Raw genomic sequence first — 15,056 nt, 5'->3', positions numbered from 1 at the left:
CTTGGTATCCCGAATCAGGCGTTCTTCTGATGTTGAGCCAGCGCGGCCTTGACGAAGCCGCTGAACAACGGATGGCCGTCACGTGGCGTCGAGGTGAACTCAGGGTGGAACTGGCAAGCGACGAACCATGGATGATCCGGTGCCTCGACCACTTCAACCAGCGCGCCGTCACCGGAGCGACCCGAAACCTGCAGGCCAGCCTCAATCAGTTGCGGCAGCAGGTTGTTGTTGACCTCGTAACGGTGACGGTGACGCTCGACGATCACATCCTTGGCATAGCAGTCATGGACCTTGGAACCGGCTTGCAACTGGCATTCCTGGGCACCCAGACGCATGGTGCCGCCCAGGTCGGAGCTTTCGGTGCGGGTCTCGACCGCACCAGTGGCGTCTTCCCACTCGGTGATCAGGCCAACCACCGGATGCTCGACGGTGCGGTCGAACTCGGTGGAGTTGGCGTCTTTCCAGCCCAGCACGTTACGGGCGAACTCGATGACCGCCACTTGCATGCCCAGGCAGATACCCAGGTACGGCACCTTGTTTTCACGGGCGTACTGTACGGCGGTGATCTTGCCTTCCACGCCGCGCAGACCAAAGCCGCCCGGCACCAGAATGGCATCCACCCCTTCGAGCAGGCCAGTGCCCTGGTTTTCAATGTCTTCGGAGTCGATGTAGCGCAGGTTCACCTTGGTGCGGTTGGTGATACCGGCGTGGCTCATGGCTTCGATCAACGACTTGTAGGCGTCGAGCAGCTCCATGTATTTACCGACCATGGCGATGGTGACTTCGTGCTCAGGGTTGAGCTTGGCGTCGACCACCGCGTCCCACTCGGACAAGTCCGCGCCACCGCACTGCAGGCCGAAGCGCTCGACGACGAAATCGTCCAGCCCCTGGGAGTGCAGGATGCCCGGGATTTTGTAGATGGTATCGGCGTCTTCCAGACCGATCACCGCACGCTCTTCAACGTTGGTGAACTGGGCGATCTTGCGACGCGACGAGACATCGATCGGGTGATCGGAACGGCATACCAGAACGTCTGGCTGCAGGCCGATCGAGCGCAGTTCCTTGACCGAGTGCTGGGTAGGCTTGGTCTTGGTCTCGCCAGCGGTAGCGATGTACGGAACCAGAGTCAGGTGCATCAGCATCGCGCGCTTGGCGCCGACTTCGAAACGCAACTGGCGGATAGCTTCGAGAAACGGTTGCGACTCGATGTCGCCCACGGTACCGCCGATCTCGACCAACGCCACATCAGCGTCGGCAGCACCCTTGATGATGCGGCGCTTGATTTCGTCGGTGATGTGCGGAATGACCTGGATGGTCGCACCCAGATAATCACCACGGCGCTCTTTGCGCAGCACGTGCTCGTACACACGACCGGTGGTGAAGTTGTTGTTCTGGGTCATCGTGGTGCGGATGAACCGCTCGTAGTGACCCAGGTCCAGGTCGGTTTCGGCGCCGTCGTGGGTAACGAACACTTCACCGTGCTGGAACGGGCTCATGGTGCCCGGATCGACGTTGATGTACGGGTCCAGTTTGAGCATGGTGACCTTAAGTCCCCGCGCCTCCAGGATGGCCGCCAAAGATGCAGAGGCAATGCCTTTCCCCAATGAAGAAACAACACCGCCCGTGACGAAGATGTAGCGCGTCATGAAAAACCCTAGAAGTCTGCGTTAAAGCGGTCAGAGCCGCCGGGGAAAGCGAAGGAAGGCCGAAGCCCCCGGTTACCGACAGGGTACATGGTGCACTCCGAAAACTGCTGCGTTGAAGAACGACCGAGCATAAGCCTGTCCTGTCCTTTGCATAGCGCCACACTTTGAAGATTGCCCAGCAAACACTGGAGGTAAAACCGGCAACTGGTGTCGTTCAGAATCGACTGACACAAGCTGTATCAAGAAGGGAGCGTAGTCTACCGGAAAGGCCTTTTTATCTCAAACATTGGTCGCTCGTCGGTGCGCACCAGATCAGTTTGCCTGCGCCGGGCAGCGGACAATCAAGCCCCGCGAGGTTGGCAACTGCCAGCAACTGATCGCCCTGAAACACCAGCGGCAGACGGCTGCGCGCAAAACCCGGCACGCCGCGCTCGTTGAGCAGGCGCTTGAGGTCACGCTGCCCGCGCCCGGCCAACTGCATCACCTCGCCGCCTTGGCGATAGCGTACCTGCAATACTCCCGACGGCGCTGCGCCGTCAAAGCGTAACCGGCCGTTACCAGGCAATACCAATGGCTGCCGGGGATCATCCCAGGCCATGACGCCAACCGCAGGGCGCAGCCAGTCACCGGCCAGCCACCACAGATGGCCAGCGGCCCGGTGCAGCTCTCCGTCAGCCAGACGCCACAGCGGATGCGCCGCGGCACTGGCATCACGCAAGTCTTCCCAGCCGGCCCAGTGATCGGTGTCGGGCAGCCGGCTCAGCGGCGCCAGCCAATGACGCAGGGCATTGCGTTGCCGCGCCGCAGACAAACCGCTCAGCGGCATCAGCGCCAGACTTGGCAGGCCAAGCCAGTCAAACCCACTCGGCAAACGAGCACGCTGCAGATCCTGCTCTGCCAGCTCACCGAGCAACTGCTGCGCCTCAGCCAGATGCGCAGCACTGCGCGCCAGGCTGGCAGCCGCCTGCGGCCAGCGCGAGCGCAACAACGGCAACACCTGTCCGCGTAGCAAGTTGCGCGCAAACTGCACATTCTGATTGCTTGGATCCTCGATCCAGCGCAGCCCGTGACGCCGGGCATACGCCTCAAGAGCAGCGCGCGGTACCTCCAGCAAGGGCCGCACCAGATACCCCTGACCAAGCCTGCGTCGCGGCGCCATGGCCGCCAGACCGCGCACGCCGGCACCGCGCAATAACCGCAACAGTAAGGTTTCAGCCTGGTCATCACGGTGCTGGGCACTGAGCAACCACTGCTCTGCCCCCAGCACATCGGCAAATACCGCATAACGCGCCTGACGCGCCGCCTGCTCCAGACTCGCGCCTGAAGCCACCTGCACGTGCGTGACACTAAGTGGCACGTCCAACGCCGCGCAGACCTCATGACAATGTTGCGGCCAAGTGTCAGCTACGGCCTGCAGGCCGTGATGAACATGAATGGCGTGAAGCTCGGGGAGGGATTGGCGCTGGCGCAGATCGGTCAGCAGATGCAGCAGGACAGTGGAGTCAAGACCACCGGAGAAAGCGACGAGCAAGGCCGGTGCCTGGCTTGCGTCAGTCAGCGCGCTGGCGAGCGCGGCGCGCAGCTCAATATCGTTCATGGCAAGAAACCGGCCGGCCAGGCGTGACGCCATGGCCGACCAGCAGCATGTCAGACGCCGTAGCTCATCAGACGCTCATAGCGACGAGCCAGCAGCGCGTCGGTGTCGAGCTTCTTCAGCATGGACAGCTGGCCGAGCAGCTCTTCACGAATAGTCGCCGAAACCAGCACCGGATCGCGGTGCGCGCCACCCAGTGGCTCCTTGATCACCTTATCGACAATGCCCAGGCCCTTGAGGCGCTCGGCAGTGATGCCCATGGCCTCAGCGGCGTCCGGGGCCTTCTCGGCGGTTTTCCACAGGATCGACGCACAGCCTTCCGGCGAGATCACCGCGTAGGTCGAATATTGCAACATGTTCAGCTGGTCGCAGACACCGATGGCCAATGCGCCGCCCGAGCCACCCTCACCGATCACGGTGGCGATGATCGGGGTTTTCAGGCGGGCCATGACACGCAGGTTCCAGGCAATGGCTTCGCTTTGGTTGCGCTCTTCAGCATCGATGCCCGGGTAAGCACCAGGGGTATCGATGAAGGTCACGATCGGCATTTTGAAGCGCTCGGCCATTTCCATCAGGCGGCACGCTTTGCGATAGCCTTCAGGGCGCGGCATGCCGAAATTGCGGCGCACCTTCTCACGCACTTCACGGCCTTTCTGGTGACCGATCACCATCACCGGCTGGTCATCCAGACGCGCAACACCACCAACGATGGCGGCATCATCGGAGAAGTGCCGATCGCCATGCAGCTCATCGAACTCGGTAAAGATGTGCTCGATGTAGTCCAGGGTGTAAGGACGGCGCGGATGACGTGCCATCCGGGCAATCTGCCAACTGGTCAGGTTGCTGAAAATGCTTTCGGTGAGCGTTTTGCTCTTGTCCTGCAGCCGGGAGATTTCGTCGCTGATGTTCAGCGAGTTGTCATTGCCTACCAGGCGCAGCTCTTCGATCTTGGCTTGCAAGTCAGCGATAGGCTGTTCGAAATCGAGAAAATTCGGGTTCATAGGCATCCGTCTTGGGTCGACGGCCAAGAGGCCGGCCGGTTGATCCGTTAGCGCCCCACCTTACGGAAGAGGCGCATTCAGGTCGAGATTAAAAATTCTGGATTTTAAGCGTTTAACGATACTGGAGAAAGACGTTCTCGCGTCCGAACTGGTCACGCAGCGCCTGAATCAGGTTGTCAGCAGGGTCAATTCGCCAACTTTCGCCGAACTGCAGAACCGCTCTGGCGTCCAGCCCGGTGTAATCGAGGGTCACAGGACAGGCACCGCGATGGCGCTTGCACAGCTCGCCCAGCCAACGCAGACGGTCACCCTTGAGTGCCTCGGCACTTACGGTCAGGCGCAGGCTTTCAGCAAGGCCGGTGCGCGCATCTTCGATACTCATGACCCGCTTTGCCCGTAACCGCAGGCCACCGGAGAAATCGTCGTGACTCACTTCACCTTCGACCACCACGATAGCATCAGTCTGCAATAACGACTGCGCCGAGTGGAAGGCATCGGCGAACAAGGAGGCCTCAATACGCGCCGACCGGTCGTCCAGGGTGATGAATCCCATCTTGTCACCCTTCTTGTTCTTCATGACCCGCAAAGCAATCACCAGGCCGGCTACCGTCTGGGTATCGCGCGCAGGCTTCAGATCAATGATGCGCTGGCGAGCAAAGCGGCGAATCTCGCCCTCATACTCATCGATAGGGTGGCCGGTCAGGTACAGACCCAGGGTCTCTTTCTCGCCACGCAAACGCTCCTTGAGAGTGATCTCGCGGGCCTTGCGATGGTTGGCGTAGACATCGGCGTCTTCGGCCTCGAACAACCCGCCAAACAGGTCCGAGTGACCGCTGTCACGACTGCGTGCGGTCTGCTCGGCGGCCTGGATGGCTTCCTCCAGGGCCGCCAGCAGCAACGAACGATTACGGTCGATATTGGCCTGATAGGCCTTGGGCTCAAGCTCGAAATACGGACCCAGACGATCCAGCGCACCACTGCGAATCAAGCCGTCGAGCGTGCGCTTGTTGACCCGTTTGAGGTCGACCCGCGCACAGAAATCGAACAGATCCTTGAACGGCCCGTCCTTGCGCGCCTCGGTAATCGCCTCGACCGGCCCCTCGCCCACGCCCTTGATCGCCCCAAGGCCGTAGAGAATGCGCCCATCGTCGCTGACGGTGAACTTGAATTCGGAGATGTTCACATCCGGCGCATCGAGGCGCAGCTTCATGCTGCGCACTTCCTCGATCAGGGTCACGACCTTGTCGGTGTTGTGCATATCGGCCGACAGCACCGCGGCCATGAATGGCGCCGGGTAGTGCATCTTCAGCCAGGCGGTCTGGTAAGAGACCAGGCCATAGGCGGCCGAGTGGGATTTGTTGAAGCCGTAACCGGCAAACTTCTCTACCAGGTCGAAAATGTTACCCGCCAGGTCGGCGTCGATATTGTTCGCCGCGCAACCCTCGATGAAACCGCCGCGCTGCTTGGCCATTTCCTCGGGCTTTTTCTTACCCATGGCGCGGCGCAACATGTCGGCGCCACCGAGGGTGTAGCCAGCCATGACCTGAGCGATCTGCATCACCTGTTCCTGATACAGAATGATGCCGTAGGTCGGTGCCAGCACCGGCTGCAGGCCTTCGTACTGGTAGTCAGGGTGCGGGTAGGCCAGCTCGGCGCGGCCGTGCTTGCGGTTGATGAAGTCGTCAACCATGCCGGACTGCAAAGGTCCCGGACGGAACAGCGCCACCAGTGCGATCAAGTCTTCGAGGCAGTCGGGCTTGAGCTTTTTGATCAGCTCTTTCATACCCCGCGACTCGAGCTGGAACACCGCCGTGGTCTCGGCGCGCTGCAGCAGCTCGTAGGTCGGCTTGTCGTCCAGCGGGATGAATGCAATATCGAGCGGCTCTTCGCCATCGCGGCGCCGGTCGCGGTTGATGGTGTCCAGCGCCCAGTCGATGATGGTCAGCGTACGCAGGCCAAGGAAGTCGAACTTCACCAGGCCCGCCGACTCGACGTCATCCTTGTCGAACTGGGTTACCAGGCCATCACCGGCCTCATCACAATAGATCGGCGCAAAGTCGGTCAGCTTGGTTGGCGCGATGACCACGCCACCGGCGTGCTTGCCGACGTTACGCACCACGCCCTCAAGCTTGAGCGCCATTTCCCAGATTTCTGCGCCTTCCTCATCGTTCTTGAGGAAGTCACGCAAGATTTCTTCTTGCTCGTAAGCCTTTTCCAGGGTCATGCCGACTTCGAAGGGGATCATCTTCGACAGCCGGTCAGCCAGGCCGTAAGACTTGCCCTGCACCCGCGCCACGTCGCGCACCACCGCCTTGGCCGCCATCGAACCGAAGGTGATGATCTGGCTCACTGCGTTGCGGCCGTATTTTTCGGCCACATAGTCGATTACCCGGTCGCGGCCGTCCATGCAGAAGTCGACGTCGAAGTCGGGCATCGAAACCCGCTCGGGGTTAAGAAACCGCTCGAACAGCAGGTCGTATTCCAGTGGGTCGAGGTCGGTAATCTTCTGCACGTAGGCGACCAGCGAGCCGGCACCCGAACCACGGCCCGGACCTACCGGCACACCATTGTTCTTGGCCCACTGAATGAAGTCCATAACGATCAGGAAGTAGCCGGGAAAGCCCATCTGGATGATGATGTCCAGCTCGAAATTCAGCCGGTCGATGTAGACCTGCTTGCGCGCCTGGTAGTTTTCAGAATCCGGCGGGAGTAATACGGCCAGACGCTCTTCCAGGCCATCGAACGACACCTTGCGAAAGTACTCATCGATGGTCATGCCATCGGGAATCGGGAAGTTGGGCAAAAAGTGAGTGCCCAGCTTGACGTCGATGTTGCAGCGCTTGGCGATTTCGACCGTGTTCTCAATGGCCTCGGGCAGATCGCTGAACAGCTCGGCCATTTCCTCAGGGCTTTTGAGGTACTGCTGATCACTGTAATTGCGCGAACGGCGCGGATCGTCCAGCGCCCTGCCTTCTCCGATGCACACGCGGGTCTCGTGGGCCTCGAAGTCTGACTGCTTGATAAAGCGTACATCGTTGGTCGCCACCAGCGGCGCGCCATGTTTATCAGCCAGCGCCACTGCAGCGTGCAGGTGTTCTTCGTCGTTGACCCGGTTGGTGCGCTGCACCTCGATATAAAACCGATCAGGAAAAACCGCCATCCATTCGCTAAGCAACTGATCGGCTTCATCAGTATTACCGGAGAGCAGCGCCATGCCGATCTCACCCTCTTTGGCTGCCGACAGGGCGATCAGGCCGTCGCTGGCCTCAGCCACCCACTGGCGCTGAACCACGACATGGCCGTTGCTCTGCCCTTCGGTGAAGCCGCGAGAGATCAGCTCGGTAAGGTTGCGATAGCCCTGCGGGTTCATGACCAGCAGGCTCAGACGGCTGAGCGGCGCATCGGCGTTCTTGCCGGCCAGCCACAGGTCGGCACCGCAGATCGGCTTGATCCCCGCGCCTTGCGCGGCCTTGTAGAACTTGACCAGCGAACACATGTTGCTCTGGTCAGTGACCGCAACGGCAGGCATGTTCATGCCGGTCAACGCTTTGACCAGTGGCTTGACTCGCACCAGACCGTCGACCAGAGAGTATTCGGTGTGCAGGCGCAGATGAACGAAAGAAGCCGACATGGAGATCCTATAGCGCGAAGACAGGTAAAACGAAGCTCGGGATTGTACCCAGCCCAGACGCAAACGTCAGTGCTGAAGCAAACCGTCCGGCACTTGCAGGGCTATGGCATCGCGCGCTTCCCAGGCAGCACGTACCGGTGCGAACGAGCGCCGATGGATAGGCGTAGGGCCCAGACGCGCCAGCGCCTCCAGATGAACAGGCGTGGGGTAGCCCTTGTGCCCGCCCATCCCGTAGCCGGGATAGATCAGTTCCAGCGCGGCCATTTCCCGGTCGCGACTGACCTTGGCGAGAATCGATGCCGCGGCAATGGCCGGCACCTTGGCATCACCCTGCACCACCGGCGCCGATGGCACCGCCAGCTTCGGGCAGCGATTGCCATCGATCAAGGCCAGCTTCGGGGTCACGCTCAGCCCTTCGACCGCGCGTTGCATGGCCAGCATCGTGGCATGGAGAATATTCAACTGGTCGATTTCCTCGACCTCAGCGCGGGCGATATGCCAGGCGAGGGCCTTTTCGCAGATTTCGTCGAACAGCTGTTCGCGGCGCGCCTGGGTGAGTTTCTTGGAGTCGTTAAGGCCAATGATCGGCCGCGCCGGATCCAGAATGACCGCTGCGGTGACCACCGGGCCACACAGCGGGCCACGCCCCACCTCATCGACACCGGCAACCAGCTCTTCGACCAGGGTGAAATCAAGGCCCATCTGCATAGCGTTCACACTCACTCGGGGTTACGACCTATCAGTTCCAGCACCGCTTGTGCCGCCTGGTTGGAGGCGTCGCGGCGCAAGGTGCGGTGAATCTGGTCAAAGCCTTCGGTCTGCACCAGCCCTGCGTCGATCAGGGGCAGCAACTGGCCAGCCAGCGTCTCGGGAGTTGCCGCATCCTGTAACAGCTCAGGAACCAGCAGGCGACCGGCCAACAGGTTGGGCAACGACACGTAAGGACTCTTGACCAGCCGCTTGAGAATCCAGAAAGTCAGCGGAGCCAGGCGGTAGGCCACGACCATCGGCCGTTTGTACAGCAGCGCTTCGAGCGTGGCAGTGCCCGACGCGATCAGCACCGCGTCACAGGCGGCCAGAGCGACATGAGAACGGCCATTAAGCAGCGTCACCGGCAGATCACGACCTTGCAGCAACTGTTCGACCTGCGCCCGACGCTGCGGGCTGGCACAAGGCAGGACAAAACGCAGATCAGGACGTTCAGCGAGCAGCCGCGCAGCGGTATCGAAGAACAAGGCGCCCAGGCGCCCGACTTCGCCGCCCCGACTGCCCGGCATCAACGCCACCACCGGCCCGTCACCCAAGCCCAGTTCGGCGCGCGCCGCAGCCCGGTCAGCCTCAAGCGGGATGGTATCGGCCAACGGATGACCGACAAAGCGCACCGGCACGCCCTTTTCTTCGTAGAAACGTGCCTCGAAGGGCAGCAGGGTCAACATCAGGTCGCAGCCTTCACGAATCTTCAGCACGCGCTTCTGACGCCAGGCCCAGACCGACGGGCTGACGTAGTGCACGGTCTTGATCCCGGCCTGACGCAGCTTCAGTTCGATGGTGAGGGTAAAGTCCGGCGCATCGATGCCAATGAACACATCCGGTTGCTCGGCGATCAGCGTCTGGATCAGCTCTTTGCGCCGCCCAAGCAGCTCGCGCAAGCGACCCAGCACCTCAACCAGCCCCATGACCGACAAGCGCTCCATGGGAAAGTACGAGGTCATGCCCTCGGCCTCCATGAGCGGCCCGCCAACGCCGATGAAGGTCGCATCCGGATGACGCTCCTTGATGGCCCGCATCAGGCCGGAACCCAGAATATCGCCGGACGCCTCGCCCGCGACCAGAGCGATACGCAATGGACTGGCCATGATCAGCGGGTGATGCCGCGGGTGGACGATTGAATCGACTGGAGAAAGATCGCGACTTCAGGAAACGCCGCAGCCGGCTCAGCCAGCTCGGCAATCGCCTGTTCGACCGTCAGGCTCTGGCGGTAGACCGTCTTGTAGGCCTTGCGCAGGGCCAGAATGGCCTCTTCGGAAAACCCACGCCGACGCATGCCTTCAAAGTTCATGCTACGTGCCTCGGCGGGGTTGCCGAACACGGTGACGAACGCCGGCACGTCCTTGCCAATCGCAGTACCCATCCCGGAAAAACTGTGTGCGCCAATGTGACAGTACTGATGCACCAACGTATAACCGGACAGGATCGCCCAGTCATCAACATGCACATGACCGGCCAGGGCAGTGTTGTTGACCAGAATGCAGTGGTTGCCGATCACGCTGTCATGACCGATATGCGCATAGGCCATGATCAGGTTGTGATCACCCAGCGTGGTCTCTGCGCGGTCCTGAATGGTGCCGCGATGAATGGTCACACCCTCACGAATCACGTTGTGATCACCGATCACCAGGCGCGTGTCTTCGCCCTTGTACTTGAGGTCAGGGGTGTCCTCACCAACGGAAGAGAACTGGTAGATACGGTTGTGACGACCGATGCGCGTCGGCCCACGCACAATCACGTGGGGGCCGATCACAGTACCCTCGCCAATTTCCACACCGGCCCCGATGATCGACCAAGGGCCGACTTCAACGTTGTCGGCCAGTACGGCCGTCGGATCGATGATTGCGCGAGAGTCAATCAAACTCATAGTTCGCGTTCCGCACAGATGATTTCGGCGGAGCAAACCGACTTGCCGTCGACCGAGGCCTGGCACTCGAACTTCCAGATCTGGCGCTTGCGGCTGACGAATTTGGCCTCAAGCGTCAACTGGTCGCCCGGCACCACTGGCTGGCGAAAACGCAGTTTGTCCGAACCCACGAAGTAATAGAGAGTGCCATCAGCAGGTTTGGCGTCAAGCATTTTGAAACCCAGGATACCCGCAGCCTGAGCCATGGCCTCGATGATCAATACGCCCGGCATGATCGGATGCTGGGGAAAGTGACCATTGAAGAACGGCTCGTTGACACTGACGTTCTTGTAGGCGCGAATGGTCTTGCCCTCAAGATCCAGCTCCGCCACGCGATCCACCAACAGGAAAGGGTAACGATGAGGCAGATATTCGCGTATTTCGTTGATGTCCATCATTTCGAGGGGAAGCCTGTAGTAAAGAGTGAGAGCGCACACAACTGCGGCGCTCTTCTACAACTCAGGGAGGCGGTCCAGCGGCCGCACTCGCCTGATGGGAAAAAGATATCAGCCTTCAGATGATCCAGCGGCGTCGCAGGTCACCGTTTCGACGATCTTTTCCAGTTTCTGCAGTCGACGAGCCATATCATCGAGCTTGCGCAGTCGTGCCGCACTCTTGCGCCACTCCGCTGCCGGCTGCATGGCCGTACCTGACGAATAGGAGCCAGGCTCGGTGATCGAGTGAGTCACCATGGTCATGCCGGTGATGAACACGCCGTCGCAAATCTCGATATGTCCGACCAGACCCACACCACCGGCGAGCATGCAATGCTTGCCGATCCTGGTGCTGCCAGAGATACCGACACAAGCCGCCATCGCGGTGTGGTCACCGACCTGCACGTTGTGGGCAATCTGAATCTGGTTATCCAGTTTCACACCGTTACCGATGCGGGTATCGGCCAGCGCACCGCGATCAATGGCCGTGTTGACGCCGATTTCCACATCGTCACCAATGACCACCCCGCCGATCTGGGCAATTTTCTGCCAGACGCCCTTCTGATTGGCAAAACCGAAGCCTTCGCCGCCCAGCACGGCACCGGACTGAATGACCACTCGCTGACCAATGCGCACATCGTGATACAGCGTGACACGTGGCGCCAGCCAGCCGCTCTCGCCAATCACACTGCGTGCACCGATGAAGCATTGGGCACCGACCGTAACATTCGCGCCGATCTGCACGCCGCTCTCGATCACCGCAAAAGCGCCGATACTTGCACTCGGATCGACCTGCGCATCATCAGCGACAACCGCCGTCGGGTGAATCCCGGCAGCAGCTTTTGGCTTGGGGTCGAACAGGTGCGAAATGCGCGCATAAGCCAGATACGGATCCGGCACCAGCAACGCATCGCCGGCATAGCCTTCGGCATCAGCTGGTTTGAGCAGCACGGCACCGGCCTGGGTCTCATTGAGAAACTTGCGATATTGCGGGTTGGCCAGAAAGCTGACCTGCTCAGGGCCCGCCTCTTGCAGAGTGGCGAGTCCGGCGATGTCCTTGTCCCCGTCGCCACGCAAGGTGGCGTCCAGGAACTCGGCCAGACGGCCGAGTTTGATGGAGGCGCTCATGGTTACTTCAGCTGGTTCATACGCTCGATGACCTGGCGGGTCACGTCGTATTGAGGCTTGACGTCGATCACGGCGCCACGCTCGAACACCAGGTCAAAACCGCCCTTCTTGATAACCTCTTCAACAGCCTGATCCAGCTTAGGCTTCAGTTGCTTGAGCATTTCGCGGTCAGCAACGGCTTTGGCTTCGCTCAGTTCCTTGGACTGGAACTGGTAGTCACGGGCCTTTTGCTTGAATTCCAGCTCAAGACGCTCGCGCTCAGGCTGGGCCATCTTGTCGCCGCCGCTGACCAGACGGTCCTGGATACCCTTGGCACTGGTTTCCAGGCTTTTCAGTTTGGTGAACTGAGGGCCAAATTTCTTCTCGGCATCCACGGCGTACTTCTTCGCCGCATCGGATTCCAGCAGAGCCATCTGATAGTTCAGCACGGCAATTTTCATGTCTGCCAACGCCGGGGTTGCAACAAGAACGGTGGCCAGCAGTACCAATTGAGTCAACTTACGCACGATACACTCCTACAGAATTCGTTATCGTTTTCGGGAGCCAGACCCTTAGAAGGTCTGACCCAGGGAAAATTGGAACACTTGGGTTTCGGAATCGTTGTCCGGTTTTTTGATCGGCATCGCCAGCGCGAAGCTCAGCGGGCCAAGCGCGGTAATCCAGGTCACACCGACACCAACAGAACTGGCCATGCCGGAGAAGTCGACGTTATTGCACTCGACTCGCTCACCGTTTCGGGTGCGGCTGGAATCGCAGTTGCTGTCGAAGACGTTACCCACGTCCCAGAACAGCGAAGTGCGCAAGGAGCGCTGGTCCTTGATGAACGGCAGCGGGAACATCAGCTCCACACCGCCCTGCACCAGCACGTTGCCACCAAATGGCAGCGGATCCTGATCCGGGTCGGCGATGGTACCTGGGCGACCACCATCGGCCTCACCGCGGCTCGGTGTACTGCGCGGACCAAGGGTGCTGTCCTTGAAGCCACGTACCGAGTTGAAGCCACCGGCGTAGTAGTTCTCGTAGAACGGCAGGCCACTGGTCGAACCGTAACCGTCGCCATAACCCAGCTCGGTGTGCAGACGCAGGGTGTAGGTGTCGCTGATCGGATAGAAGTACTGGCCGCGGTAGTCAAGCTTGAAGAACGACAGGTCGCTACCTGGCAGGGTCGACTCAAGCACCAGGCTTTGCGAGTGACCACGGGTCGGCAACACGCCTTTGTTGAGGGTCGATTCGGACCAGCCGACAGACGCCTTGAAGTTCAGGAAGCTGCTGCCCTCACGGTCGATGAAGTCGAAAATCTCTTCAACGGTGTAGGTACCGGTCTTGATCTTGTCCTGTTGCACGTTCAGGCCATAGGTCAGACGCGAGGTTTCGCTGATCGGGTAACCCAGGCTGATACCGGCACCGTAGCTGTCTACCGCATAGCTTGCCACGTCGACGTCGAGGTCATCGTAGTTGGTGCTGCGATAAAAGGCGTTGTAGCCCAGGCTCACACCATCGGGCGTCCAGTACGGATCGACATAGCTGAAGTTATAACGGCTCTGGTATTCGCTGCGGGTCAGGCCGATGCTGACCTTGTTACCGGTACCGAGGAAGTTGTTCTGGCTGATCGAGCCACCGAGGATCAGACCGGCGCTCTGGGCGAAACCGACGCTGGCGGTAATCGAGCCGGAGGCCTGCTCTTCAACGGTGTAGTTCACATCGACCTGGTCGTCGGTGCCCGGCACGGCCGGGGTCTCGACGTTGACTTCCTTGAAGAAGCCCAGACGATCCAGGCGGGTTTTGGACTGATCGATCAAATAAGTCGAAGCCCAGCCGCCTTCCATCTGGCGCATTTCACGGCGCAGCACTTCGTCGGCCGACTTGGTGTTGCCGCGGAAGTTGATGCGGTTGACGTAGGCACGCTTGCCGGGATCGACCACGAAAGTGATATCGACGGTGTGATCCTGATCATTTGGCGTCGGCACGCCGTTGACGTTGGCGAAGGTGTAGCCTTCGTTACCCAGACGCCGGGTGATCAGTTCGGAAGTCGTGGTCATGACCTTGCGCGAGAACACCTGGCCAGGCTGCACCAGCATCAGCGACTTGACCTGATCCTCGGGCACCTTGAGGTCGCCACTGAGCTTGACCGAGTTGACGCTGTACTTTTCGCCTTCGTTGACGTTGACCGTGATGTAAACGCTCTTTTTGTCAGGCGTGATCGAGACCTGGGTCGAGGCGATATCCATGTTGATATAGCCGCGGTCCAGGTAGTAGGAGCGCAGGCGCTCCAGGTCGCCGGAGAGTTTCTCACGGGCGTACTTGTCATCGTTCTTGAAGAACGACAGCCAGTTGGTGGTCTTGAGCTCGAACAGGTCGATCAGGTCCTGATCGGGGAACACCGTATTGCCCACCACGTTGATGTGCTGGATAGCGGCAACGGTGCCTTCGTCGATGTTGATCTTCAGGCCCACGCGGTTACGCGGCTGCGGCACGACTTCGGCCTTCACTTCAGCCGAGTAGCGGCCCTGGGCAACATACTGACGCTGCAGCTCGTTACGCACGCCCTCAAGGGTGGCGCGCTGGAAGATCTCGCCTTCAGCCAGGCCTGACTGCTTGAGGCCTTTGGTGAGGTCTTCAGTGGAAATGGCCTTGTTGCCTTCGATCTCGATACTGGCTACCGACGGACGCTCGACTACAGTAATGACCAGGACGTTGCCCTCGCGGCCCAACTGGATGTCCTGGAAGAACCCGGTCTTGAACAGCGCACGAGTGGCTTCGACCAGACGACCATCGTCTGCGTGCTCGCCGACGTTCAATGGCAGCGCACCAAAGACGCTGCCGGCGGATACCCGCTGCAGGCCATTGACACGAATATCGGAGATGGTGAAGGACTCGGCGTGAACTTCAGCAATCATCAGTGCGGCAAGAGCCGCAGTTAGCAGCAGACGTTTCATGAAGTCCTTTTA

The 15,056-nt window shown here is 60.2% G+C and carries 11 protein-coding genes; all 11 read right to left on the bottom strand.

Translation table 11 applies throughout. The features are described from left to right. Positions 1–14: 14 nt before the first annotated feature. Positions 15–1,646, bottom strand: a complete 1,632-nt coding sequence (locus NRB16_RS03900; RefSeq protein WP_045488719.1) for a CTP synthase — start codon at positions 1,644–1,646, stop codon at positions 15–17. 274 nt (positions 1,647–1,920) lie between these two features. After that, on the bottom strand, positions 1,921–3,243 hold the full coding sequence (gene tilS / locus NRB16_RS03895) for a tRNA lysidine(34) synthetase TilS (protein ID WP_257105502.1): 1,323 nt from the start codon (positions 3,241–3,243) through the stop codon (positions 1,921–1,923). Between the two features lie 50 nt (positions 3,244–3,293). Next, a complete protein-coding gene (gene accA, locus NRB16_RS03890; protein WP_045488716.1) occupies positions 3,294–4,241 on the bottom strand; it encodes an acetyl-CoA carboxylase carboxyl transferase subunit alpha in 948 nt (315 codons plus the stop codon). A gap of 112 nt (positions 4,242–4,353) precedes the next feature. Continuing rightward, positions 4,354–7,872: a DNA polymerase III subunit alpha gene (gene dnaE, locus NRB16_RS03885; RefSeq protein WP_045488713.1), complete on the bottom strand. Its 3,519-nt coding sequence runs from the start codon at positions 7,870–7,872 to the stop codon at positions 4,354–4,356. Between the two features lie 66 nt (positions 7,873–7,938). Beyond that, positions 7,939–8,580 (bottom strand): ribonuclease HII, encoded by a 642-nt coding sequence (gene rnhB, locus NRB16_RS03880; protein ID WP_045488710.1) that lies wholly within the window; start codon positions 8,578–8,580, stop codon positions 7,939–7,941. Positions 8,581–8,591: 11 nt separating this feature from the next. Continuing rightward, positions 8,592–9,728 carry a lipid-A-disaccharide synthase gene (lpxB, locus tag NRB16_RS03875; RefSeq protein ID WP_257105501.1) on the bottom strand — a complete coding sequence of 379 codons (1,137 nt, stop codon included), beginning with the start codon at positions 9,726–9,728 and terminating at the stop codon, positions 8,592–8,594. A gap of 2 nt (positions 9,729–9,730) precedes the next feature. Then, a complete protein-coding gene (lpxA, locus tag NRB16_RS03870) occupies positions 9,731–10,507 on the bottom strand; it encodes an acyl-ACP--UDP-N-acetylglucosamine O-acyltransferase (protein WP_045488706.1) in 777 nt (258 codons plus the stop codon). Beyond that, the gene (gene fabZ / locus NRB16_RS03865; protein ID WP_045488704.1) at positions 10,504–10,944 is read right to left on the bottom strand and encodes a 3-hydroxyacyl-ACP dehydratase FabZ; all 441 of its coding nucleotides are present in this window, start codon (positions 10,942–10,944) and stop codon (positions 10,504–10,506) included. The genes lpxA and fabZ overlap by 4 nt, the downstream gene beginning before the upstream one ends. Positions 10,945–11,052: 108 nt before the next feature. Then, the gene (lpxD, locus tag NRB16_RS03860) at positions 11,053–12,108 is read right to left on the bottom strand and encodes a UDP-3-O-(3-hydroxymyristoyl)glucosamine N-acyltransferase (RefSeq protein ID WP_257105500.1); all 1,056 of its coding nucleotides are present in this window, start codon (positions 12,106–12,108) and stop codon (positions 11,053–11,055) included. Between the two features lie 2 nt (positions 12,109–12,110). Continuing rightward, entirely contained in the window at positions 12,111–12,614 is a 504-nt protein-coding gene (locus NRB16_RS03855; RefSeq protein WP_045488698.1) for an OmpH family outer membrane protein, read from the bottom strand. A 45-nt stretch (positions 12,615–12,659) separates the two neighbouring features. After that, the gene (bamA, locus tag NRB16_RS03850) at positions 12,660–15,044 is read right to left on the bottom strand and encodes an outer membrane protein assembly factor BamA (protein WP_253138912.1); all 2,385 of its coding nucleotides are present in this window, start codon (positions 15,042–15,044) and stop codon (positions 12,660–12,662) included. Between the last annotated feature and the right edge of the window lie 12 nt (positions 15,045–15,056).

The organism is Pseudomonas sp. LJDD11, from assembly GCF_024584215.1.
Taxonomy (GTDB): Bacteria; Pseudomonadota; Gammaproteobacteria; order Pseudomonadales; family Pseudomonadaceae; genus Aquipseudomonas.
The sequence above is the reverse complement of the archived record's forward strand: the minus strand, read 5'-3'. Positions and strand labels throughout refer to the sequence as shown.

Bases quoted from the DNA above. Each gene is read 5' to 3' on its own strand.
- NRB16_RS03900 (WP_045488719.1), bottom strand. From the start codon at position 1,646: ATGACGCGCTACATCTTCGTCACGGGCGGTGTTGTTTCTTCATTGGGG.
- tilS (WP_257105502.1), bottom strand. From the start codon at position 3,243: ATGAACGATATTGAGCTGCGCGCCGCGCTCGCCAGCGCGCTGACTGAC.
- accA (WP_045488716.1), bottom strand. From the start codon at position 4,241: ATGAACCCGAATTTTCTCGATTTCGAACAGCCTATCGCTGACTTGCAA.
- dnaE (WP_045488713.1), bottom strand. From the start codon at position 7,872: ATGTCGGCTTCTTTCGTTCATCTGCGCCTGCACACCGAATACTCTCTG.
- rnhB (WP_045488710.1), bottom strand. From the start codon at position 8,580: ATGCAGATGGGCCTTGATTTCACCCTGGTCGAAGAGCTGGTTGCCGGT.
- lpxB (WP_257105501.1), bottom strand. From the start codon at position 9,728: ATGGCCAGTCCATTGCGTATCGCTCTGGTCGCGGGCGAGGCGTCCGGC.
- lpxA (WP_045488706.1), bottom strand. From the start codon at position 10,507: ATGAGTTTGATTGACTCTCGCGCAATCATCGATCCGACGGCCGTACTG.
- fabZ (WP_045488704.1), bottom strand. From the start codon at position 10,944: ATGATGGACATCAACGAAATACGCGAATATCTGCCTCATCGTTACCCT.
- lpxD (WP_257105500.1), bottom strand. From the start codon at position 12,108: ATGAGCGCCTCCATCAAACTCGGCCGTCTGGCCGAGTTCCTGGACGCC.
- bamA (WP_253138912.1), bottom strand. From the start codon at position 15,044: ATGAAACGTCTGCTGCTAACTGCGGCTCTTGCCGCACTGATGATTGCT.